This is a genomic window from Nocardia sp. CC201C, assembly GCF_030010695.1.
Classification (GTDB): Bacteria; Actinomycetota; Actinomycetes; order Mycobacteriales; family Mycobacteriaceae; genus Nocardia; species Nocardia otitidiscaviarum.
In genome coordinates, this window is the sequence record NZ_JASCXP010000442.1 from 1 (window position 1) to 6,109 (window position 6,109).

Below are 6,109 nucleotides of genomic sequence, written 5' to 3' on the forward strand. Positions count from 1 at the left end.
CTGCGGATGGCCGGGAACTGGCCCGCCGGCGTGGACCCGGGGGCCGCCTGCCTGCGCTTCCCGATCGGCATCAACGAATCCGAACTCGCCCCCGTCTACCTCGATTTCGCCGCCAGCCCGCACTTCCTGGTCATCGGGGATTCGGAGTGCGGCAAGACCACGCTGCTGCGCGCCCTGGTGCAGTCCATCTGCGCCGCGAACACCCCGGATCAGGCGCGGCTCATCGTGGGCGACTACCGGCGCGGCATGCTCGGCACCATCCCGCAGGGCTACCAGGCCGGATACGCGTCCACCGCACCGCAGTTCACTCAGAACATGACCGATCTGGCCGCCTATGTCGCCCAGCGCACGCCCGGGCCGGACGTCACGCCGCAGCAGCTCAAGGACCGCTCCTGGTGGTCGGGGCCCGAGCTCTACGTCATCGTGGACGACTACGACCTGGTGGCCACCTCATCCGGCAATCCGCTGCACGCCCTGGTGGACCAGCTCGCGCATGCCCGTGACCTGGGCTTCCATCTGATCGTGGCGCGGCGGTCCGGTGGTGCGGGGCGTGCCATGTACGAGGCCACGCTCAATCGCATGAAGGAGCTCAATTCTGCGGCGCTGATCATGAGTTGCAGCCGGGACGAGGGCACCCTCGTGGGGGCGGTCCGCCCGTCGCCGCAACCGCCGGGGCGCGGCACCTACGTCACCCGCGCCGCCGAGGAGCTCATTCAGCTCGGCTGGCTGCCGCCGGTGTGATGACCATCGACCTGGTTGTCACGGAGACGCGCCTGCGGGCCTGCACGCGCGAAATATGTTGGGACGGACCGCCGACGATCGCCCCGACCAGCGCCGGAACCGGGCTGATGGCGGGGGTGCCGCCGAGCCTGGGGGCCTCGCTCGTCGCCTTCGCCGACTCCGATCGAATCGCCTTCGCGCACCGGGCGACCGGGGACACGAGGGAGCGTGCGGGCAGCGATGGGTACTGTCTGCCGACCGTGGTGCACGCCTGGGCGGTGCTGCTGCGACACGCGCTGACCAGCCTGCGGCCGACCGGCCCGCTGCTATCCGGCCCCCAGCCATCCGCTCCGCAGCTGTCCGGCCGATTCCAGAAAGGTCTACTCCCCGGAAATCCTCTTCGGGTGCGACCAGTATCCCCACAACGGATCACTGCGGCGTGTCCGACGGCTTGGGGCGCGCGCCCCCTGGCAGCCTTGCGTGCGGCGGCGGGGCGGTGCGGCGCGACAATCGAATTCGACACCTTGGCGGTTCGAGCCGCCACTGCGGAGCCCGCCACCGGCTACGAGCAGCGGGTCCTGGTACTCGAATTCGGCTCCACGTCCACCACGGCGACCGTGGTCGCGCGCACCCCGAACAGCGCCCGGATCGAACGCTGCGAATACGAACCGTTGAGCGGCGCGACCGAATCGTTCCAGCGCGGCGCGACCGAATCGTTCCAGCGCGGCGCGACCGAATCGTTCCAGCGGACTGCCGCAGACCGGCTCGCGGCACTGCTCGAGCGGGCGGTGGACGACTGCCCGCCCACACGGACCATCGTGCTCGGCGACAGGGCGGCGGTTCCGCCGCGGACCCTACGCGCCCTCCTCACGACCGGCCGCCGCCCGACCGATATCCGCTGGCTGGAGGACTCCCGGCTGTCCCGCGACCCGGGCGCGTAGTTCGCGCCGCCCGCGAATCCACCACAGCCACGGCCCAACGTCGCTGCGCGGCAACCGAAATCGGCGTCGACGAGCCGCAGGGGCACCACCCCGACCGAGCCGAGCGTGCTGCCGATGACGGCGGTGCGCCGGAAGCCGATGCGCGGGTACACCTTTCCGGCCTGGGAGGCCGCCAACGGCCAGCGCGGCCAGCGCATGGTGAGCGCACCAACGGTGAGCCCCGTCGCCACTGCACCTCGTGCCGAGCACACCCCCGCGCGAAAGTCGGCACCGAAAACGGGTGCCGCGAGGATATCGGAGCGGATTCGCCCGGGGCGCGAGCGCGCTCCGAGCAGGTGACGGAGGCCCCGGCTGTGGACCGGGGCACCCACGGGGTCGGGCTGCCTCAGAACAGGCCCGCGAGGGCGGTGTCCTTGGCCTGGAGTTCGGCGTTGCCGGTGCGGACCAGGGTGGCGGCACCGGAGAGGGTGGCGTTGAGCTGGTCGGTGTGCGAGCGCCAGGTGCGCTGGAGATCGGCGAACGCCTCGTTGGCGTCACCCTTCCAGTTGTTGGCGACGAACTCCTCCACGCTGCGGTGGAAGGCCTCGAGCTGGTCGCGCAGGTTCTCCGCGCGCTTGATGATGGTGTTCGCGTTCTGCTCCACGCCCGCGAACTGGGCGGAAATGATCTGACCCATGGAGCCTGCCATAGCTGTGTCCTTACTCGGGAGGTCGAGAGATTCGGGGGAGGTCGAAAAGAGGCCGGGTGTGCGGTGGGCTACACCGGGGGCAGGTCGAGGCTGGAGACCTGCGCCTTCACCTGGGCCGCGTAGTCGAGGTCGTGCTCCTCGTAATTGGAACCGGCCTTGATGAGGCTCTCGGCGGTCTGCATCAACTTGTCGTTGAGCCGGTCGGCCTGGAAGTAGTAGCGCTCCATGAAGGCGTTGAAGGCGTCGGCCGCGCCGCCCTTCCAGTTGGAGCCGGTGGTGATGGCGTCCTCATCGGCCTTGAGCTGACGGATCTGGCCCATCAGCATCTCGTGCGTCTTCTTGAACTCCTGGGCCTTGGCCTGGATGAGCTCATTACTGGCCTCGAATGCACCTGCCACGGTGCCTCCTTTCGATTCGCGGGCGGACGACCCGTACACAGTCTTGGACGCGGGTCACGGCCCTGCGGTTCCACCCCTGTTTCAGCAATCTGTCAGCACCCTAGCCGACGTGCAGGGTGTCTGACCAGCCCTGATGCGCGAATCTCAGGCAGTTCGACGCGAGACTAATCCCACATTGAAGCCGACCGACCAGCACCTGATCGCGGTGCGCGACTACCAGCTATTGGCCAGCGTCGCGTATTGGGCGGCGGCTCGCTGATGCGCGTCCGCGAGCTGATCGCTCTCCACGGTCGCCACGTACCGGCGATAGCTCACCGCGCACCGGAACCGTTTGATGTCGTAGTCGTCCTGAATCGGGCTCTCCCCGCACACCGCGTGCGGAATCCCGGCCGGAGCGTCCGCCGGTTCCGGATACGCCTTGTCCAGGATCACCGCGACGAGATCGTCGGCGGCCTCGGTGTCTCGAGTGCGGAACAGCATCGACGCGCTCGACATGGCACTGGTCACCGCGAACCGGTCCACCCCGGCCGCGGCCATGATCGGCGACCAGTGCCGCTGGTCCGCGGCGAGATGCAGGAACCCGCGCGCTCCCACCACGAATTGCGTCTTGGTGTCCGGGCTGCCGAAGCCGTCGGGATTGAGGGTGCGCCGCAGCATACCGTCGGTGTCGTACTCGAGGCGCAGGATGTCCTCGCGGCTCAGCGGCGGCAGCTCGTCCAGCAGCGGCAGCTGGGCGTCGAGCACCTTCTCGGTCAGGGCGGTCAGCTGGGCGAGGTCGGGATCGCGCACGCGCAGCAGCAGATTCACCACATAATTCGAGCGCGCCACCGCAGTGCCGAGACTGGCTACCCCGGGACGCCAATGCGCGTGCGCCTCAGGATATTTCGACAGCGTCACCGGCTCGTTCTCGGCGGCCGCCACCGCGAAGTCGGCCGCCTCGATCTCCTGGGCGGCCGCGGCCGCCGCCGCCTCGCTCGGGAACTGGAGCACCGTCATGGTGACGGCGTCGGCGTCCCTCGGTGTCTTGTCGTTCTCGTCCTTGTCCTGGGAGGCGTGGCCGACCGCGTAGCCGTACAGCAGGCGATGGGTTTCCAGTATCGGCTGGGTGACATCGGCCAGCAGTTTGGTGGCGGACTCGGCGTCGGTGATGGCCAGCGTGCCGGTGGCGTAGGTGAAGCGGTCGTCGAGTTCGAGCCCGTTCGCCACCTGTCCCGCCAAGCGCATGACGGCCAGCTTGGTGCCCGCGCTCAGATCGTTGTAGTAGGTGTAGCGCATATCCAGCGGTTCGGTCGGATACGTGCCGACATCCAGTGTGCGCACATCGATTTCGCCCGCCGCCGGGGTGCCGTCGACGGCGGCGCAACCCGCCGCCGCGCAGACCGCCGCCACCAGGGCCATGAGCCGGATACGTCGTGAAAACATGGTCATCCTCGGCGTGGTGTCGTACTGCGGCGTCGTCATTCGCTGTTGACGAGCAGGGCGTACTGCGCGGATATCCGCTGCTGGGCGTCGAGCAGCTGATTGGCCGCGACCTCGGCGGCATAGCGGCCGTGCGAGACGTAGCAGTAGTAGGCGATCTCGAAATCGTTCGCGGTGACCGCGTGGCGGCACTGGGCGTCGGGCAGTCCGGTCGGTGCGTCGACACGGACGAACTTCCGGGTGGTCTCGGCCCGGTCGGCGACGAACTCGCGAGCGGCCGCCGCGTCGCGGGTGCGGTAGACGTATGCGCCGCGCCAGGCCACCCGATCCACCCCGGTCCGCTCGAACAGCGGTGCGTCGAGTTCGGGCGCGATGGAGATGTGCAGCCCGCCCTGTCGCTCGTACACCCCGGGAATGCCGCGCTGTGCGCCGTCGTCGAGCACGGTGAACAGCGAGCGCGCCAGCACGCCGTCGGGGTCGACCGGCAGCTGGGTCAGCTGATCGGCCGGGGTGACCGGGAATTCGGCGACCCGCGGCGCGATGGTCTCGATACTGCGTTCCACGCGTTCGATCAGCTTGGCGTGATCCGCTTCCTCGAGTTCGGCCATGACCGAATCGAAGACGTAGGTGAAGATGACGAATTGCCCGGTGGCGTACCAGGATCGAATCTGCCCCGGGCCGGAGATGTTGTCGGTGGTGTAGGCGACGGCCTCCGGATAACGCGGGATCGTCACCGGTGTGTTGTCCTCCGACGCGGCCATATCCAGTTCGCCCAGCGCCCTGGCGGCGGCCGTGGCTGCCTGCTCGTCGGAGAAGATCATGACCAGATTGTCCAGCTCGTAGGACAGGCTCGGCATATTGTCGGACCGGCCGGTCGTCACGAATCCCGCCACGAATCCCGGCGCGGCCTCGCGCATGGCGTCCTTGTCGGCCGTGGTGCGCGTCCCCATGGCGGAGGTGTCGAAGCCGATGAACGGGCGGATGGCGCCGCCCATGGCGGAGGCCGCGTATTTCACCTCGGGCATGATCTCCCACGGCAGCGGCAGGTAGTTGGCGAGCCGTTCGGCTTCGACGAGTCTGGCCAGCTCGATCTCGTCGGCGGTGCCGTAGGGCTTCGGTTCGGTGTCGAAACCGCCGACATCGAGGGTGGCCAGATCGACGGCCGGTTCCGGGATCGGCGGGCTCTCCGGCTCCGATCCGCAGGCGCTGGTCAGCGCCACGGCCGCCGCGAGTCCGGCGGCGCACAGCGCACGCTCCAGTAGACGCATGGGCTCCCCTCCCTACACCGAGTCGCGGGTGTCGCGGGCGACTCGGCTGCTGACAACGCGCCCCACCCTACTTCACGCGGCTCTGGAGTACCGGTACGAGTTCGGCCAGCAGGACGCGCTCGGAATCCGCCGTCCAGTTGCGCACGGCCGCCACCGCCGCCGGGGTGTCCAGCGGAATCACCACCGCCCGCGAGCCGGTGATTTCGTGGGGCAGGCCGAGAAGACCACCGCCGCCGGCCTTCTCGTCGCTGCGCACGGCGATGATGTAGGAGTCGGCGGGCGCTTTCAGCGAACCGTACTCGGTCGCCGGGCGCGGTGAGGGCTCATCGCCCTGCCGGGTGAGGTCGAGGTTGTAGACGAAGCCCAGATCGGCGAGGAACTGGGTCTGCGGGGTGCCGCCGAGGTAGATGGAGAACTTCCGCGACTCGGTGACGTCCACCATGGTGATGGTCTTGCCGTGGAAGGCCGGATTCGCCTCGCGGGCCTGCTCCAGCGAGGTCAGCGCGATCGCCGTGGTGCTGGAAGACGCTGCCGCCGTGGTGGTCCCGTCCCCGGTCGGGGTGTCGTCGCGCAGCGACCAGACGCCGATCCCGGCGGCGAGCGCGACCGCCACCGTCGCGGCACCGGCCCCTACGAGCAGACCCCGGCGGCGCTTGCCGGGCGCGCCGACCACCC

At 69.1% G+C, this 6,109-nt stretch carries 6 protein-coding genes and 1 pseudogene; 2 read left to right on the forward strand and 5 right to left on the reverse strand.

Going from position 1 to position 6,109, the window contains the following annotated elements:
* The coding region (locus QK444_RS31060; RefSeq protein WP_282785650.1) for an FtsK/SpoIIIE domain-containing protein at window positions 1–741 on the forward strand (741 nt) is incomplete at its 5' end.
* Complete coding sequence (locus tag QK444_RS31065) at window positions 741–1,661, forward strand: hypothetical protein (RefSeq protein ID WP_282785651.1); 921 nt, start codon at window positions 741–743, stop codon at window positions 1,659–1,661. The genes QK444_RS31060 and QK444_RS31065, both read left to right, overlap by 1 nt.
* A gap of 385 nt (window positions 1,662–2,046) precedes the next feature.
* On the opposite strand, the gene QK444_RS31070 is transcribed toward QK444_RS31065, so the two are convergent.
* The 5 genes and pseudogenes from QK444_RS31070 to QK444_RS31090 all read right to left on the reverse strand — a co-directional run.
* A complete protein-coding gene (locus QK444_RS31070) occupies window positions 2,047–2,349 on the reverse strand; it encodes a WXG100 family type VII secretion target (RefSeq protein WP_228808589.1) in 303 nt (100 codons plus the stop codon).
* Between the two features lie 68 nt (window positions 2,350–2,417).
* Window positions 2,418–2,747 carry a WXG100 family type VII secretion target gene (locus QK444_RS31075; RefSeq protein ID WP_186000594.1) on the reverse strand — a complete coding sequence of 110 codons (330 nt, stop codon included), beginning with the start codon at window positions 2,745–2,747 and terminating at the stop codon, window positions 2,418–2,420.
* Between the two features lie 213 nt (window positions 2,748–2,960).
* Window positions 2,961–4,169: a hypothetical protein gene (locus tag QK444_RS31080; protein WP_282785652.1), complete on the reverse strand. Its 1,209-nt coding sequence runs from the start codon at window positions 4,167–4,169 to the stop codon at window positions 2,961–2,963.
* 35 nt (window positions 4,170–4,204) lie between these two features.
* Entirely contained in the window at window positions 4,205–5,434 is a 1,230-nt protein-coding gene (locus QK444_RS31085; RefSeq protein ID WP_282785653.1) for a hypothetical protein, read from the reverse strand.
* A 67-nt stretch (window positions 5,435–5,501) separates the two neighbouring features.
* Window positions 5,502–6,109: pseudogene (locus QK444_RS31090) on the reverse strand (serine/threonine protein kinase); the annotation flags it as partial.